This is a genomic window from Janthinobacterium sp. GL_088, from assembly GCF_057837845.1.
In genome coordinates, this window is the sequence record NZ_CM174453.1 from 454,526 (window position 1) to 469,013 (window position 14,488).

The window sequence follows — 14,488 nt, forward strand, 5'->3', positions numbered from 1 at the left end:
ATAAAGGGCGACTCCATGGAGTCGCCCTTTTTGCTTTTGCGGCGGAGTCAGGCGGGCGCCAGTTCCTGGAAGTAGTACGTGGCGCCGCCCAGATTGGCTGGCGCGTCATATTGCAGCACCTGCATGCGGCGCAGCGCCACCGGTGCGCTGAAGGCGGGGCCGTCGTAGACGAAGGTGTGGAATTCGCCGTTTTCGCCGCAGGCGTCGACGCCGGGCGGCAGGTCGGCCAAAAAGGCGGCGTCGAACTCGCGCCCGCAAAATGCGCGTGGCAAGTGCTGGCCATTGATGCAGACGACGATGGCCTTGAAGCCGGCGGCGAGAAATTCATCGACCAGCGCGCGCCGTGCTTCGCCCCACAGGGGCAGGTGCGCCGTCAGGCCGGCGACGGCGCAGACTTTTTCTTCCCAGTCGCGGTGCGGCTGCAAGTCGATGTCGCCAAACAGCGCATGATCGATGCCCTCGGCCTTGGCCGCGCGCAGCATGGCGATGAATTGTTCCTCGTAGCTGGCCCAGCTGGCGTGATAGCGCTGCAGACGCGCGCCCAGGCTGGCCGCCTGCGCCTCAAGCAGCTCGGGCGGCACGCCGTGCGAGCGCGACTTGCGGCCGTCTTCATCCATGGCCGTGATCAACAGGGGAACGGCCATGCCGGCGTTGCGCGCGCGCCACAGGGCCAGGCAGGAATCCTTGCCGCCGCTCCAGGAAATCAGGGCCGTCGTCATGCCGCCGCTCCCGGCGCCACCGCGCGCAGCATGTCGACGTGCTCAATGCCGTCTTCGTCGTACGGTGCGCTGACGGTGACAAAGCCGAACGACTGGTAGAAGCGCTCCAGGTAGTGCTGGGCGCCGATGCGGATGGCGTGGCCGGGGTGCTGGCGTTCGGCGCGCGCGATGCCCTCAAGCAATAGCTGCTTGCCGGCGCCCGTGGTGCGCGCCTCGGGCGCCGTCAGCACGCGGCCCAGCGACATTTCCACATACTTGGCGCCCGGTGCCAGCACGCGCAGGTAGGCGGCCAGCCGGCGCTGGCCATCGACCGTTTGCCAGCCCAGCAAATGCATGGCTTGCTGGTCATGGCCGTCCAGGTCCGGGTAAATGCACTGCTGTTCGATGACGAACACGCGCTGGCGCAAGGCCAGCACCTGGTACAAATCGTGGGGGCCGAGTTCGTCGAAGGTATTCCATTGCCAGGCGATCATCGCTGTTCCAGGTTGTCAGGGAAAAGCGCCATTTTAAAGCGGCAGACGAAAAAAAACCGCGCTGCCTTTCGGGCAGCGTGGCTTTTGATGTGTAAACCTCTGGCTTACCGCGCCTGACAGAAGCGTAGCGAGCGGCAGTGATTTGTGGCCGAGAAGCGCAACCGTGCTGGAGCACGGTGAGCATCGCCGGCCGCAAAGCGCGACGCGCAGTAGCTTATGTCAGGTGCCATCATACGATGGTCAGGGTAACGTCGATATTGCCGCGCGTGGCGTTCGAGTACGGGCAGACGATGTGGGCGGCGGCGACCAGCGCTTCGGCGGCGGCGCGTTCCATGCCTGGCAGCGAGATTTTCAGTTCCACTTCGATGCCGAAACCCGTGTCGATGGCGCCGATGCCGACGTTGCCTTCGATCGACAGGTCCGCCGGCACGGCGATCTTGTCGCGGCCGCCGACGAATTTCATGGCGCCGATGAAGCAGGCCGAGTAGCCGGCGGCGAACAGTTGTTCCGGATTGGTGCCAACGGCGCCATTGCCGCCCAGTTCTTTTGGCGTGGTCAGCTTGACGTCCAGCACATTGTCGGACGATACGGCACGGCCTTCGCGGCCTCCGGTGGCGGTAGCTTGAGCGCGGTACAGGACTTGTTTGATCGACATGATGGTTTTCCTCGTTGAGTTAAATAGTTAACGACTAAATAGTGTGCTACTTGTTTCGTGGGCTGTCGCCCCAGGATCTCCGTCTGCAGAAGCACTTGCCGGCGTCCATGTGCTCAATATATATCGTGTGCTATTTAATTGCAAGCGATTTTATTTCGATGTGGCGCATATTGATGCTTTATTTTGATGCCTTTGTCGCCAGTATTGCCCTTCCATCGCATAATGGCCACCGCCGCTGGCGCCGATAGTTATGCTTGGCCCCACTTCACCCCCCAAGGAAAAATCATGACTAGCCTCTTCTTTATCCTGCGCATCACCCTGGCCACGATGGTCACCTACATCATCGCCATGGCGATTCTGGTCGAGAATTTCTTGCGCTATATCTTCGGGCAGACGGAAGGATTTTTTGTCATCGTTGGCGCGCTGCTGGCCAGCGCCGTCATCACGAATGCGTTTTCCCATGTGCGGCGCGTGCGGCTGATCGCCGGCGCCGTCAATGCCAGCACCCTGTCGAGCCGCCAGCGCCGCCAGATCGAGATTCCGTTCGAGGCGGGCGAGGCCTTCGACATGATCGACGCGGCCATCCGCGAACTGCCGGGCAGCGAAGTGGTCGAAAGCGCGCGCGACAGCCTGCAGGTGCAGGCTAGAGTGCGCCGCGCCGCGCCCTACACGCACACGGGCTTGCCCCGCATGCGCCTGCTGGGCTTCCTCGAGCCGCGGCCGAACCAGATCCTCGCCACCGTCACGCCGAATGGCGAAGCGGGCAGCGTGACCCTGATCTGCGAGCCGGCGCGCAACGCCTGGACCGACTGGTTCCTCGTCGACCATGGCAGCAACCTGGAAAACGCGGAAGCGGTGACGCGGGCGATGACGCGCCGCGTGGCGCAGCGCCGCCGCGGCGAGCAGGCCGAGGCGCGCCAGACGGTGACGGAAAAGGAACTCACGGTGGCCAAGCTGAGCCTGCTGCACGCGCAGGTCGAGCCGCACTTCCTGTACAACACTCTGGCCAGCGCGCAGTTGCTCACGCGCAGCGACCCCGTGCGTGCCGACGAGATGCTCGGTAATCTGATCCTGTATTTGCGCCACTCGCTGCCGCGCACGGAGCAAGCCATGTCGACGCTGGGCACGGAGCTGGAACGGGCGCGCGCCTACCTCGATATTTTGAAAATCCGCATGGGCGGCCGCCTGAACCTGCAGATTGAGGTACCGCAATACCTGCGCCAGGCGGAACTGCCGCCGATGATGCTGCAAACCCTGGTGGAAAACGCCATCAAGCATGGCCTGGAGCCGAAAAGCGGCGGCGGCACCATCTGGATCATGGCGCGCAGCGGCAATGGCACGGTGATCGTCACGGTGGCCGACGACGGCAAGGGGTTCAGCGACGACGGCGCCGGCACGGGCATAGGCCTGCGCAATGTGCGCGAACGCCTGCGCCTGACCTACGGCAATGCCGCCGCGTTTGCCATTGTCGCCAATTTCCCCGATGGCGTGACGGCCACCATCACGGTGCCGGACAGTACGGCGCAAGGAGTTTCCTATGCATAAGCCCGAGATGACCTGCGTCATCGCCGAAGACGAAGCCCTGCTGCGCGATGCGCTGGTGGCCCTGCTGGCCGAAGAGTGGCCGGCACTGCGCATCGTCGCCGCCTGCGACGACGGCGGCGCGGCGCTCGAGGCCATCGCTGCCCTGCGCCCCGACATCGCCTTCCTCGACATTCGCATGCCGGGCTTGACGGGGCTGGAAGTGGCGGCCGGCGCGCTCGAAGCGAGTCCCGCCACGCAGGTGGTGTTCGTCACCGCCTATGACCAGTACGCGATCGATGCCTTCGATAACGGCGCCGTCGATTATTTATTGAAGCCGATAGCCCGCGAGCGCCTGCAGGCGACCTTGCAGCGCGTGCAGGCACGGGCCGGCAAGAGCCAGGCCGGCGACGGCGCGCTGGCCGGCCTGCTGCAGCAATTGAGCAGCGCCTTGCCGGCGGCGGCCAAGTCGCCGCCGCTGGTGTGGCTGACGGCCAGCAGCGGCAAGGATACGCGCCTGATCATGGTGGAAGACATCGCCTATTTTCAGTCCGACACCAAGTACACGGCCGTCATGACGGCCGAGGGCGAGGCGCTGCTGCGCAAGCCGATCCGCGAACTGCTCGACGTGCTCGATCCGGCCATCTTCAAGCAGATCCACCGCTCCACCATCGTCAACATGAAGATGGTGGCGTCGGTCACGCGCGACGAGGTGGGGCGCGGCGCCTTGCGCCTGAAAACGCGGCCGGAAACCCTGGCCGTGAGCCAGCCGTTCATGGCCTTGTTCCGGAATATGTAGGCCGGCTTAGTCAGCCGTCTCGAAACCTTCGAGCACATTGACGACATTGATGCCGATTTCCTTCACCGCATAGCCCCCTTCGAGGATGAAGGCGGTGGGCAGGTTCAGATGCGCGAGGCGTTCGCCCACGCGCAGGTAGTCGCCGCTTTGCAGGGCGAAGTGCGACAGCGGATCGCCGGCGAAAGTATCCACGCCGAGCGAGACCACCAGCGCATCGGGCGCATACATATTGATGCGCAGGCAGGCCGTTTCCAGCGCGGCGAACCAGCTGGCCGTGGTGCTGCCGGCCGGCAGCGGCAAGTTGACGTTGTAGCCGAGCCCCGCGCCGCTGCCCGTTTCATCGGCATGGCCCAGGTAAAACGGATATTCACTGCGCGGGTCGGCATGCACGGAGGCGAACAGCACGTCGTCGCGCTGGTAAAAGATGCTTTGCGTGCCGTTGCCGTGGTGGTAGTCGATATCGAGGATGGCGACCTTGCGGGCGCCGTCGTCGAGCAGATGCTGTGCGGCCAGGGCCGCGTTGTTCAGAAAACAGTAGCCGCCAAAGAAATCGCTGCCCGCATGGTGGCCCGGCGGGCGCGTCAGGGCGAACGTGGCCCGCTCGCCCAGGCGCAACGCGTGCGCCGCGTTGACGGCGCAGTCGGCGCCCGTCTTGGCCGCCGTCCACGTGCCGGCCGTCAGCGGCGTGCCATTGTCCATCGAGTACAGCCCCAGCTTGGCCGTGAAGTCGTCCGGTTCGATGTCGCTGCGCAAGGTGCGCACGGGCCAGACGGATGGCAAGGCGTCCTTGCCCGCGTTGTCGGGATCGAGCGCCAGCCAGTCGTGCCAGGCGTGGCGCAGGAAATGCAGGTAACGCGGCGTGTGGATGCGCTCCAGCGAGGTCAGCGGCACGCCGTGCGGCGTGACGATGCGGCCCAGGTTGCGCCGTCCCAGCTCGGCCACCACCATGTCGGCCCGCTCCGGCGTCTCGAAGCAGGGCACCAGGGTGCCGCGAAACATTTCGAAGCGGCCCCGGTGCTGGCTGTGCAATTCATTGTAGAAGGTCAGCATGGGGGCGCTTTGCGCAAGGTCAGGCTCAGGTGTGCGAACACAGGGTGCTGGCGCGGTAGGCGGCGACGAAATCGTCGAAGCTGCCGGCTGGCGCCGCTTCCATGGCGCGCTGCTCGGCCAGCGAGCTGGCGGCCATCGCGTCGAAATACGCGCTTTGTTCCTGCGTCGCCGGATGCGCGCGGAAGTAGGCGGCGTGGCGTTCGCTCTGGCGCAGGCCGAAGGCGGCGAACGAGCCGCCATTGGCGCGCAGCTCGGCCAATACCTTCGCCGACGGCGTCGCATCCGGGTCGGCCAGCTTGATGGCTTGTGCCGCCAGGCTGTCCGCATGCTGCGTGCCGCCAATGCGCGCATCGAGCAAGGCTGCCACGGGCGCGATGCGCGCCAGCAATTCCTCGCCCCAGGCCTGCAGGGTGATCTCTTCGCCATCGCGGCGCAGGGTGAGGCCCGGCTTGCGGCCTTCCTTGACGGTGCGGGCGAAATTGTTCGTGTAGCAGGCGCTTTGCTCGGCCGAGATGGGACCGCTGTCGTCGAGCGCGCAGAACAGCAAAAACGCGTCGAGGAAGCGGCCCGTTTCCAGGCTGATGCCGACCGGTTCGAACGGGTCGACATCCATGCAGCGCACTTCGATGTATTGCACGCCGCGCAGACACAGGGCCTGGATCGGGCGCTCGCCCGTGCGGATCACGCGTTTCGGGCGGATGGTCGAATAGTATTCATTCTCGATCTGCAGCACGTTGGTGGACAACTGGATCCACTCGCCATCCTTCTTTGTGCCCAGCGCCGCATACGGCGGATACGGGTCGTTGACGGCGTGCGTGAGCGCGTTGACGTAGTCTTCCAGGCTGTTTTCGTGCGGGCGCAGGCCGGACTGGGCATCGTTCTGGTAACCGAGGTCGCTCATGCGCAGGCTGGTGGCGTAGGGCAGGAACAATGTGTCGTCGGACAGGGTGTCGAGCTTGTGCGCGCGGCCGCGCAGGAAACCGGCGGACAGGGCCGGCGAAGCGCCGAACAGGTACATCAACAGCCAGCTGTAGCGGCGGAAATTGCGGATCGTCGCCAGGTAGCTTTCCGACTGCACGTCTTTCGGCGTGGCGGCCGCGTGGGTCGGGCTGGCGCTGGTGTCCGGGTTGTTGGCCAGCACTTGCCACAGCTGTTCGTCGAGCGAATAGTTGTAATGGATGCCGGCGATGCATTGCATGGCTTTGCCGTAACGCAAGGCCAGGCCGCGCCGGTAGACGTGCTTGAGCATGCCCATGTTGGAGCTGCCGTAGTTGGCGATCTCGATTTCCGCTTCGGGCGGCAGCTGGCACGGCATCGACTGGCTCCACAGCAACTCGTTGCCCAGGCGGCTGTAGGCGTGGCGGTGCACGGTGTCGAGCTTGTCGAGCGTGACGCCGATGTCGGCTTCGGCCGGGGTGATGAATTCGAGCAGCGCTTCGGCGTAGTCGGTGGTGATTTCTGGGTGCGTCAGCGCCGAACCCAGGGCGGCGGGGTGGGGCGTGGAAGCCAGATGGCCGGCGTGGTCGACGCGCAGGGTTTCACGCTCGATGCCGCGCAAGCCGCCCAGCAGCGCGCGGTTGGCATCTTCAGTCAGCAATGCCAGGCGGCGAGTCAACAGGTTGGGCAATTTGAGCTTCCTTTCTTGTGCAGCATATAAATAATTTGTGCTGAGATTAACCGAATTTTGGCAAATGCGTCGGCGCCGGCCCAAAAAACGCCGCGTCGCCAGCGTCCGCCCCGCACAAGGGGGGCGGCGCTTCGGTCAGGAATTCGCTTGATATTTTAACAAACTGCGGGGGATCTGGCGCGTTGCCGGATCAAGTCCCGCGCACGTGGATGGGTCAGCCCAGGCGGGCGCCGCTGACTCTTTCGATGCCGGCCAGGTCGCGCCAGCTTTGCACTTTGCTGTAGCCGGCAGCGGCCAGCAGTTCGCGCACCTGGGCCGCCTGGTCATAGCCGTGTTCCATCAGCAGCCAGGCGCCGGACGCCAGGTGGCGCGCGGCGCCGGAGACGATGGTGCGCAGGGCCGACAGGCCATCCGCATGGTCGGTCAGCGCGCCCGTCGGCTCGAAGCGCAAATCGCCTTCGGCCAGGTGGCGGTCGCCGCTGGCGATGTAGGGGGGATTCGAGACGATCAGGTCGAACTTTTCCGTGCCCAGCGCTTCGAACCAGTCGCTGGCCATGAAGGTGATGTTGACGCCGTTGGCGCTGGCGTTGCGGCGCGCCACGGCCAGCGCTGTGCTGCTCACGTCCAGGGCCGTGACGACGGCATCGGGCCGCGTATGCGCCAGGGCGACGGCGATGGCGCCGCTGCCCGTGCCCATGTCGAGCACCCTTCCGCCGGGCGGCAGGCGCTCGAGCGCCAGTTCCACCAGCACTTCCGTGTCGGGGCGGGGGATCAGTACGGCGTCGTTGACTTCGAACGGCAGGCCGAAAAATTCGCGCTGGCCGACGATGTAGGCGATCGGCTCGCCCTGCAGGCGGCGCGCCAGCAAGCCTGATAAACGTTCTGCTTCAACGGGAGTGAGTACACGCTCCGATTGCGTAATCAGGCTCACGCGCGACAGGCCCAGCGCGTGGCCCAGCAGGATGCGGTTGTCGAGCGGATCGAGCAGGGGTCGGATTTGCAGGGCGCCGACAGTGCTGCCGGCGGGGATCAGTGTTTCTGGCATAGATAAATGGCTATTGTTTGCGACGCAGCAAGGTCCACAGCATGGCGATGGCGAAGATGGCGAACCAGGCGAATGCCCATTGGGGAATCGACAGGCCGAGGAAGGGCTCGCCGGCGTTTTCGCAGGCGCCGTACGATTCAAACATGAAGGGCATGAGTTCGGCCGTGAAGACCTTGTTCAGCGCCGTTTCCACCGGGTCGATGCCGCAGGAGAAGCCGGGGTTGGCCAGCACATACAAATGCTTGGCGCCCACGCCCAGGCCGCCCAGGGCCGCCAACACACCGATGCCGGCGCCGATTTTCGGACGGTTGGCCGCCGCACCGGCCAGGCAGGCGATGCCGATGGCGAGGAACAGGTAGCGCTGGATCACGCACAGCGGGCACGGCGCCATGTTCATGGCATGCTGCAAATACATGGCCACACCCAGCATCAGGAAACACAGGGCGGCGATCAACAGGAGGACGGTGCGTGAATTTTTCATGGGCGACACGGTGAGGTGGATGGAATCGAGCTGGTCATTTTCGCACAAGGCTGGTTTTTTATTGCTTAGCCGCTACTTAAAGCTGTCGGATTACGCGCTGCGCGCTAAGCCGACCTACAAACTCGGTAGGTCGGCTTAGCGTAGCGTAAGCCGACAACAACGGTGTCAGCGTTTAATCGCCCAAGGCAGCCAGCAGTTCCGCCTGGTGCTCTGCCGCCAGCGCATTCGTCAAGTCCGTCAAATCCCCATCCATGATGAAGTCCAGCTTATATAAGGTCAGATTGATGCGGTGATCCGTCAGCCGGCCTTGCGGGAAATTATACGTGCGGATGCGCTCGCTGCGGTCGCCCGAGCCGATCAGGCTCTTGCGCGTGGCCGCTTCCTTCGACTGCTGCTCGCGCAGTTGCACGTCCTTGATGCGCGCGGCCAGCACTTTCATCGCCTGCGCCTTGTTCTTGTGCTGGCTGCGGTCATCCTGGCATTCGACCACGATGCCGGTTGGCAAGTGGGTGATGCGCACGGCGGAATCCGTCTTGTTGATGTGCTGTCCACCGGCGCCCGAGGCGCGGTAGGTGTCGATGCGCAGGTCGGCCGGGTTGATGTTGACGTCTTCCACCTCGTCCGCTTCCGGCATCACGGCCACCGTGCAGGCGGAGGTGTGGATGCGACCCTGCGTTTCCGTGGCCGGCACGCGCTGCACGCGGTGGCCGCCCGACTCGAATTTCAGTTTCGAATACGCGCCATTGCCCACCACGCGCACGATCACTTCGCGGTAGCCGCCCAGATCGGAGTCGGATGCCGACACAAGTTCCACCTGCCAGCGGTTGCGCTCGGCAAAGCGCGTGTACATGCGTAATAAATCACCGGCGAACAGGGCTGATTCATCGCCGCCCGTGCCCGCGCGAATTTCCAGGAAGATATTGCGCTCGTCATTGACATCCTTCGGCAGCAGCATGGTTTGCAATTCGCGTTCCAGCCGCGTCATGGTGGCCTTGGCCGTCTCGATTTCTTCCTGGGCAAATTCCTTCATGTCCGGGTCGGACAACATCTCTTGCGCTGTCGTAATATCGTTGCCCGCTTCCTGGTAGGAATGGTACAGCGCCACCAGCGGGCCCAGTTCGGCATGCTCGCGCGTCATCTTGCGGTAGCTGTCCATGTTCGACGTGGCGTCCGGGTGCATCAGCAGTTCGTCGAGTTCGACCAGGCGGTTCGCCAGTTGATCGAGTTTGGCCAGCATGGATGGTTTCATAGCGATTCGCGGTAAAAGAGTGTAGGGATGGTGCGGGTCCGGCACGCCCGGCAGGCGGGCAAGGGGGCGGCCGCGCGGGCGGCCAGCGGGGCTGCGCTAACGGCGGGGGCGGAACAGTTTCGGCAGCAGGGTGACCAGCTGCTTGCGCTCGTCGCCTTGCGCGTGGTGCAGCGCCTGCTGCGGGCCGTGCAGGAACTTGGCCGTCAAGCCTTTCGACAGCGCTTCCAGGACGGCGTCGATGTCGGCGCCCTTGGCCAGCATCTTGCGCGCCCGTTCCACTTCCAGCAGGCGCAGCGCTTCGCTGTTTTCATGCAAATGCTGGATGACGGGCACCATGGCGCGGTCATCGACCCAGCTCATGAACGATTGCACGCGCGTCTCGATGATGGCTTCCGCTTGCGCCACGGCTGCTTGCCGGCTTTCCAGGCCCGTCTGCACGACCTTGCCCAGGTCGTCGACCGTGTACAGGAAGACGTCGTTCAAACGCCCTACTTCCGCTTCGATGTCGCGCGGCACGGCCAGGTCCACCATGAACATGGGCTTGTGGCGGCGTGCCTTGATGGCGCGCTCGACCAGGCCCAGGCCCAGCAACGGCAAGGACGATGCCGTGCACGAGATGACGATGTCGAACTGGTGCAGCTGCTCCGGCAGGTCCGCCAGGCGGATGGCCTTGCCGTTGAAGCGGTGCGCCAGTTCCTCGCCCCGTTCCATGGTGCGGTTGGCAATGGTGATGCTTTTCGGGTTTTGCGCCGCGAAGTGCGTGGCGCACAATTCGATCATTTCGCCGGCGCCGATGAACAGCACGTTCTGCTCGGCGATCTTGTCGAAGATGCGTTGCGACAGGCGCACGGCGGCCGCCGCCATGGACACGCTGTGGGCGCCGATTTCCGTGCTGCTGCGCACTTCCTTGGCGACGGAAAAGCTGCGCTGGAACAATTGGTGCAGATACGTGCCCAGCCCGCCCGCCTCGTCGGCCGTGCGGATGGCGTCCTTGATCTGCCCCAGGATCTGCGTTTCGCCCAGCACCATCGAATCGAGCCCGGAGGCGACGCGGAAGGTGTGGCGCACGGCATCGTGCTGCGGCAGCATATATAAGTGGGGGCGCAGCTCGCTGTAGTTGAGCTTGTGATAGTCGGCCAGGAAATGCGCGCCCGCGTCGAGCGGATTGGGCACGTGGCTGGCCGCATACAGCTCGGTGCGGTTGCAGGTCGACAGGATGGCCGCTTCGTCGTTGTCGCGCAAGTCGATGCGCTGGAACCAGGTGCGCGCCGCCATCACCGCCGAACCCAAGTGCTCAGGCGCAAACGCCAGCTGTTCGCGGAGCGACACTGGGGCGGTGGTATGGTTGAGGCCGACGGCGAGCAGTTGCATTTCAGGGCTGTTGGGATGACTTATGCCGACATTATAGCGCTTTGTGCCCGCGCTTTGAGCAGGTCAGCCGTTTGCCGCCGTTCAGCCACCCAGTTTTTCCAGGCGATAACCGTAGCTGTAGACGGGCACCAAGCGGTAGCCGTGTTCCGGTTTCAGCTGCAGCTTGTTGCGCACGCGCGAGACGTGGGTATCCATGGTGCGCGAGGGCAGGGCCGTATCGCGTTGCCACACGGCTTCGTGGATGTAGGCGCGCGACAGGGGACGGCCCAGATTGCGGAAAAACAGCAGCGCCAGTGCGAATTCCTTGTGCGTCACGTCCAGTACTTCGCCATCGCGCAACAGGCGGCCGGGGCGGGTTTCAAACGTGTAATGACCGAATTGCAGGTACTCGGCGCCATTCTGGGCCGGGTAGGCCACGCGCAGCAGCGCCTGGGTACGCAAGGTCAGTTCGCTGCGGCGCAGGGGCTTGATCATGTAGTCGTCGGCGCCGGCCGTCATGCCCGCCACCACGTCGTCTTCGCCGGAACTGTTGGTCATAAACAACACGGGTGCCTTGGGTGCCAGTTTTTCCCGGGCACGGCGCAAGACTTCGGCACCGTCCAGATCGCTCACATGCCAGTCGAGGATGAGCATGTCGCAACTGTCCTTGCGCAGTTGCCCCAGCATTTCCTTGCCACTCTGAAACTCGTGGCAAGCGTGGCCGGCGGCGGTGAGCACCTGGCAGATCAGTTCTGCCTGGCTATGGTCGCTATCGAGTACGGCAATTCGCATAATGGGCTGGAGTGTGTAGCAACAAACAGACGGTCCGCTCTGCTTATCGTAATGTTAAGGAATGCTCAAGTGAAATATAACAGAGATTGCAACTGTGTCCAGTGAAATCGGCAGCGCAGGCCTTTACGTTACACTTGTTCATCTACCCTTACTCGCGGAGAAACGGCCATGCCAGACAAGAGTACTACCGATTGGACCCTGATACCGGGCAACCATGCGGACATCGAGCAAGTGCGCGAGCGTTGCCGGCGCCTGGTGCAGCGGCGTGCCATGATGTCGGCGGGCGCCTCGGCCATCCCCATTCCCGGCATCGACCTGATGTCCGACGTGGGCCTGTTTTCCATGCTGATCAATGATATCAACCACGAATTCGGTCTCACGCCCGAGCAGATCGAGCGGTTGAACCCGCAGTTCAAAATGATGGCCTACCGCGCGGCGGTGGGCATGGGTGGCATGCTGGTGGGAAAGCTAGTGTCGCGCGAACTGATCCTCCACCTGCTCAAGCGCAGTGGCGTCAAGATTGCCACCAAGCAGGTGGCGCGCTTCGTGCCGTTCGCCGGCCAGGCGGTGGCGGCAGCCATTGGCTACGCCGTGTTTCGCCAGATCGGCAACCAGCACGTGAACGCCTGCGCCGCGGTGGCGCAGGAATTGCTCACGGTCAGGCCGGATTAACGCTTACGCGTCCGGCAGCACCACGTTGACGTCGAGCACCTCCAGGTTGCCCTGGCGGTCCAGCGAGATCTTGATGTCGTCGGCATTCACCTTGGTGTACTTGGAAATGACGGCGATCAATTCCTTGTGCAGGGCGGGCAGGAAGTCCGGACCATCGCGTCCGCTGCGTTCGCGGGCGATGATGATCTGCAGGCGTTCCTTGGCCGCGGTGGCCGTCTTCGGCTTGGGGGGGAACAGGAAAGAAAGCAAGGCCATATCACTTCGCCCCAAAAATGCGCTGGAGTAATCCAGGCTTTTCATAGTTGGTAAAGCGCAACTCGACATCTTCGCCGAGGAAACGCGAGACCACGTCTTCATAGGCTTGCGCCACGTCCGTGCCCGTGAAGTGGATGGCCGGATTGCCCTGGTTCGAGGCAGCCAGCACTTGCTCCGATTCCGGAATGATGCCCACCAGCGGGATGCGCAGGATTTCCTGCACGTCCTGGTAGGACAGCATTTCATCCGATTCCACGCGTTTCGGCGAGTAGCGGGTGATCAGCAAATGTTCCTTGACCGGTTCGCCGCCTGTCTGCGCACGGCGCGACTTGGCTTGCAGGATGCCGAGGATGCGGTCCGAATCGCGCACCGACGACACTTCCGGGTTGGTGACGATGATGGCTTCGTCGGCAAACGTCAGCGCCATCAGCGCGCCATGCTCGATGCCGGCCGGCGAATCGCAGATGATGAACTCGAAACCCATGTTGATCAGGTCGTTCAACACGCGTTCCACGCCTTCTTCCGACAAGGCATCCTTGTCGCGCGTTTGCGAGGCGGGCAGGATGAACAGGTTGTCGCAGTGCTTGTCCTTGATCAAGGCCTGGTTCAGCGTGGCCTCTTTGTTGATCACATTGATCAGGTCGTAGACGACGCGGCGTTCGCAACCCATGATCAGGTCGAGGTTACGCAGGCCCACGTCGAAGTCGAGCACGGCTGTCTTGTGGCCGCGCATGGCCAGGCCAGTGGAAAAACTGGCGCTAGAGGTCGTCTTGCCGACACCGCCCTTGCCGGACGTCACAACAATAATTCTTGCCACAAATAATCCTTTTCAGATATCTCTTGAATTGTGCAGCTTAAGAGCGGTTCACAGGAGTGACCGGATTGACAGAGTGTATATCGATTCTGTCGCCAGCCAAACGAATTTGCGCGGGTCCGCGCGCCATTTCCGCAGGGAAACCATCCTCGAACGTGCGGTACACGCCGGCGATCGAGACCAGTTCCGGTTCCATGGCCAGCGCGAAGATGCGGGCCTGGGCATTGCCCGAGGCGCCGGCCAGCGCGCGGCCGTACAGCGAGGAATATACGTGGATGCTGCCGTCGGCGATGATTTCGGCGCCATTGTTGACGACGGCGGTAATGATCAGGTCGCAGCCGCGCGCATAAATGCGCTGGCCGGCCCGCACGGGCGTGTCGATCACCATCACCTGTGCGTCGGCGCCGGACTGGGCGGCGGCCGTGGGCGTATCCTTGGGACCATCCTTGGGCGGCGCATCGTCGCGCGTCTTGCCGCTGTCAAGGCTCAAGCCTTGCGCCAGGATGGCGTCATACATGTCGGCCGGCGCATTGCGCACGGCCACGGCATTCAAACGGTATTTTTTCAGCAGGGCCACGAGGGCGGCCCAGTCGATGGGCACGCTGCCGGGCGGCAAGGCCGCCACGTCCAGCACGGCCAGGTCGTCCTCGAAAAAGTCGGCCACGCCTCCCGTCATGTCGCGCAGGGCGGCATCGAGTGCCTGCGTATCGGCGCTATGCAGAATGGCGGAGACAGCAACGACGGTGGAAATCTTGATTTCGATAGGCTTCTGCGACGGGCTTTTGGACATAAACATTTATCAAAGTGAAACTGCGGCAGGCCAGATGTTCCGTACGGCAACAATGGGAGCAGTAAATTTCTTGCATTCTACTGCAAAAAAATCAGCATCAGGGGCCTGGCGCGTGCTATTCCGCAGGGCAACACCTACTTCATGTCAAAAAAAACGGACGGCGCCCCGGAAAACCGGGGCGCCGCTCTGAAAGCAG

General features: G+C 63.4%; 16 protein-coding genes. 3 read left to right on the top strand and 13 right to left on the bottom strand.

Annotated elements, in window-relative coordinates; translation table 11 throughout:
* Positions 1-47: 47 nt before the first annotated feature.
* The 3 genes from AC3IQ7_RS01975 to AC3IQ7_RS01985 form a co-directional block, all read right to left on the bottom strand.
* Positions 48-719 (bottom strand): Dph6-related ATP pyrophosphatase, encoded by a 672-nt coding sequence (locus AC3IQ7_RS01975; protein ID WP_489208214.1) that lies wholly within the window; start codon positions 717-719, stop codon positions 48-50.
* Positions 716-1,192, bottom strand: a complete 477-nt coding sequence (locus tag AC3IQ7_RS01980) for a GNAT family N-acetyltransferase (protein ID WP_489208215.1) — start codon at positions 1,190-1,192, stop codon at positions 716-718. The genes AC3IQ7_RS01975 and AC3IQ7_RS01980 overlap by 4 nt, the downstream gene beginning before the upstream one ends.
* A 229-nt stretch (positions 1,193-1,421) precedes the next feature.
* Positions 1,422-1,847 (bottom strand): organic hydroperoxide resistance protein, encoded by a 426-nt coding sequence (locus AC3IQ7_RS01985; protein WP_099377761.1) that lies wholly within the window; start codon positions 1,845-1,847, stop codon positions 1,422-1,424.
* A gap of 285 nt (positions 1,848-2,132) precedes the next feature.
* On the opposite strand from AC3IQ7_RS01985, the gene AC3IQ7_RS01990 reads away from it, so the two are divergent.
* The gene (locus tag AC3IQ7_RS01990) at positions 2,133-3,392 is read left to right on the top strand and encodes a histidine kinase (RefSeq protein WP_099377762.1); all 1,260 of its coding nucleotides are present in this window, start codon (positions 2,133-2,135) and stop codon (positions 3,390-3,392) included.
* Positions 3,385-4,167, top strand: a complete 783-nt coding sequence (locus AC3IQ7_RS01995; RefSeq protein ID WP_489208216.1) for a LytR/AlgR family response regulator transcription factor — start codon at positions 3,385-3,387, stop codon at positions 4,165-4,167. Before AC3IQ7_RS01990 ends, AC3IQ7_RS01995 begins: the two co-directional genes overlap by 8 nt.
* Positions 4,168-4,173: 6 nt before the next feature.
* Here the strand turns inward: AC3IQ7_RS01995 and AC3IQ7_RS02000 are convergent, their stop codons facing one another.
* The 7 genes from AC3IQ7_RS02000 to AC3IQ7_RS02030 form a co-directional block, all read right to left on the bottom strand.
* Complete coding sequence (locus AC3IQ7_RS02000) at positions 4,174-5,217, bottom strand: histone deacetylase family protein (RefSeq protein ID WP_099377764.1); 1,044 nt, start codon at positions 5,215-5,217, stop codon at positions 4,174-4,176.
* A gap of 25 nt (positions 5,218-5,242) precedes the next feature.
* Positions 5,243-6,844 (bottom strand): glutamate--cysteine ligase, encoded by a 1,602-nt coding sequence (gshA, locus tag AC3IQ7_RS02005; RefSeq protein WP_489208217.1) that lies wholly within the window; start codon positions 6,842-6,844, stop codon positions 5,243-5,245.
* Between the two features lie 214 nt (positions 6,845-7,058).
* Entirely contained in the window at positions 7,059-7,889 is an 831-nt protein-coding gene (prmC, locus tag AC3IQ7_RS02010) for a peptide chain release factor N(5)-glutamine methyltransferase (protein ID WP_489208218.1), read from the bottom strand.
* A 10-nt stretch (positions 7,890-7,899) separates the two neighbouring features.
* On the bottom strand, positions 7,900-8,418 hold the full coding sequence (locus AC3IQ7_RS02015; RefSeq protein ID WP_489208220.1) for a disulfide bond formation protein B: 519 nt from the start codon (positions 8,416-8,418) through the stop codon (positions 7,900-7,902).
* A 124-nt stretch (positions 8,419-8,542) separates the two neighbouring features.
* Positions 8,543-9,619, bottom strand: coding sequence for a peptide chain release factor 1 (gene prfA / locus AC3IQ7_RS02020; protein WP_099377767.1), 1,077 nt, complete (start codon positions 9,617-9,619; stop codon positions 8,543-8,545).
* Positions 9,620-9,715: 96 nt separating this feature from the next.
* Entirely contained in the window at positions 9,716-10,990 is a 1,275-nt protein-coding gene (hemA, locus tag AC3IQ7_RS02025; RefSeq protein ID WP_099377768.1) for a glutamyl-tRNA reductase, read from the bottom strand.
* An 81-nt stretch (positions 10,991-11,071) separates the two neighbouring features.
* Positions 11,072-11,761 (bottom strand): response regulator transcription factor, encoded by a 690-nt coding sequence (locus AC3IQ7_RS02030; RefSeq protein WP_046681910.1) that lies wholly within the window; start codon positions 11,759-11,761, stop codon positions 11,072-11,074.
* Between the two features lie 168 nt (positions 11,762-11,929).
* Between AC3IQ7_RS02030 and AC3IQ7_RS02035 the strand changes: the two genes are divergently transcribed.
* Complete coding sequence (locus AC3IQ7_RS02035) at positions 11,930-12,433, top strand: hypothetical protein (protein ID WP_099377769.1); 504 nt, start codon at positions 11,930-11,932, stop codon at positions 12,431-12,433.
* Positions 12,434-12,436: 3 nt separating this feature from the next.
* On the opposite strand, the gene minE is transcribed toward AC3IQ7_RS02035, so the two are convergent.
* Genes minE through minC form a run of 3 tightly spaced genes read right to left on the bottom strand, consistent with a single transcriptional unit; the run spans position 12,437 to position 14,292 of the window.
* Complete coding sequence (gene minE / locus AC3IQ7_RS02040; RefSeq protein ID WP_034752886.1) at positions 12,437-12,688, bottom strand: cell division topological specificity factor MinE; 252 nt, start codon at positions 12,686-12,688, stop codon at positions 12,437-12,439.
* Between the two features lies 1 nt (position 12,689).
* Positions 12,690-13,505, bottom strand: coding sequence for a septum site-determining protein MinD (minD, locus tag AC3IQ7_RS02045; RefSeq protein ID WP_034783730.1), 816 nt, complete (start codon positions 13,503-13,505; stop codon positions 12,690-12,692).
* A 37-nt stretch (positions 13,506-13,542) separates the two neighbouring features.
* Positions 13,543-14,292 carry a septum site-determining protein MinC gene (minC, locus tag AC3IQ7_RS02050; RefSeq protein WP_489208221.1) on the bottom strand — a complete coding sequence of 250 codons (750 nt, stop codon included), beginning with the start codon at positions 14,290-14,292 and terminating at the stop codon, positions 13,543-13,545.
* Positions 14,293-14,488: the final 196 nt, after the last annotated feature.